The sequence below is a fragment of the Actinoallomurus sp. NPDC052274 genome (genome assembly GCF_040679475.1).
In the GTDB taxonomy this organism is placed as follows: Bacteria; Actinomycetota; Actinomycetes; order Streptosporangiales; family Streptosporangiaceae; genus Actinoallomurus; species Actinoallomurus liliacearum.
On sequence record NZ_JBFAUT010000139.1, the window covers coordinates 1 to 1,523 of the forward strand.

Sequence of the window (1,523 nt, forward strand, 5' to 3'; positions counted from 1 at the left end):
CAAGCCCAACGAGTGCGCAAACTACTTCAGATCCTGCGGCTATGAACCAGAATGAATGGAAACCGCTCTAGGGAAGCTGGTGGGTAGGTATATCGGAGAATATACCGCCATACGTGGGAGCACCCCGGAAGCCAGTCATCAACGAATGCTCGGTGTTTCGGAGTTGCGACATATTCCGCGTGAGCCATTCTCATATCCGAAGCAGCGTGACTGACTGGCGGCCGATAGCATTTCAGGACTAACCGCGTTTCCCTCCGGGCCGCGCTCTACTCGCGTCCGCTCACCGAGCCTGTAGTCTCGGCCATGCGGTGACGATCGCTAACGCATGAAGGCTTGGGGCTTTGCCCCTGGCGCGCTGCGAAGAGTCCTTCCGCCCAGCTTCCTCCAGTGCCTTTCGTGCAGCCGGTTCCCCGCGAAGGCTCTTACTCCGCTTGCACCCCCAGTCTCGCCGACGGGCAGCGGTTGCTGTGCGCAACCGTGACCCAAGGAGGAGACCATGCAAACCGACCTGATCCAGACCCAAACCGACGACCGGCCCCGCATCTATGTGGCCTGCCTCGCCGCCTACAATAACGGCATCCTCCACGGCGCGTGGATCGATGCCGATCAGGAACCATGGGCGATCTGGGACGCGATCCGCGCCATGCTGGCGGCCTCGCCCATTCCGGGGGCGGAGGAACATACCATTCACGATTACGAGGGCTTCGGGCCGGTGCGGATCGCGGAATACGCAGGTATAAGCGAGGTCGCGACGCTGGCCGCCTTCATCGCCGGGCATGGCGATCTGGGCGCGGCCCTGCTGGATCACTTCGGAGGCGATCTGGACGAGGCGCGGGAGGCCATCGCCGACCGCTATCACGGCTGCCACGCCAGCCTTGCCGCCTATATGCAGAAACTGATCGAGGAGACGACCCCGATCCCCGAAAGCCTGCGCTTCTATATCGACTACGAGGCCATGGCCCGCGATGCCGAGCTGAGCGGCGACTTCTTCACGATCCGGCTCGCATATGGCGAGGTCCATGTGTTCGAGGGCTGCTGAGATGGACATCCAGACCCATCGCTTCAAATGGCGCGGTATCGAGATCGAGGCCGTCTACGATCCCCTCAAATGGGGCATGACCGCCCATCTGGCCATCCGCAGCCTGAACCCCGAGCGGGCACCCTTGCCGATCACCGCGACCGGCTACCGCTCGCATTTCCATACGCCCGGCACCATCGAGGCCCATGGCGGCGATGTGGTGGCGCAGGTCATCGCGTGGCTCGATGAGGAAGCGGGCAAGCCCGCGTGGCGGGTCTATGCGGATCGCGCGCGGCAGGGGGAGCTGTTCTGATGGCGGGGCCACCAGAACAGCACCGACCGGGATAAGAGCCGCCGTCGCTTGAACTCATGTTCAGCTGACGGGAAAGAGAATCGCCTTGGTCGCTAGGGAAATTCAGCGCTGAAGCAGCCAGCGGGTTTCGCGTAGCCCGTGCAAAAAAGTTCTGCACAATTCCAACACAGGCAATATATTGCCTAATATTCT

The 1,523-nt window shown here is 62.0% G+C and carries 2 protein-coding genes; both read left to right on the forward strand.

Features of this window, described 5'->3' with window-relative positions:
- Window positions 1-496 precede the first annotated feature (496 nt).
- Complete coding sequence (locus AB0K82_RS44470) at window positions 497-1,039, forward strand: antirestriction protein ArdA (protein WP_294051526.1); 543 nt, start codon at window positions 497-499, stop codon at window positions 1,037-1,039.
- 1 nt (window position 1,040) lies between these two features.
- Entirely contained in the window at window positions 1,041-1,331 is a 291-nt protein-coding gene (locus AB0K82_RS44475; RefSeq protein WP_294051528.1) for a hypothetical protein, read from the forward strand.
- Window positions 1,332-1,523 lie beyond the last annotated feature (192 nt).

What these genes read in the sequence shown, in the direction of transcription:
- AB0K82_RS44475 (WP_294051528.1), top strand. Translation starts at nt 1,041, where the DNA reads ATGGACATCCAGACCCATCGCTTCAAATGGCGCGGTATCGAGATCGAG.
- AB0K82_RS44470 (WP_294051526.1), top strand. Translation starts at nt 497, where the DNA reads ATGCAAACCGACCTGATCCAGACCCAAACCGACGACCGGCCCCGCATC.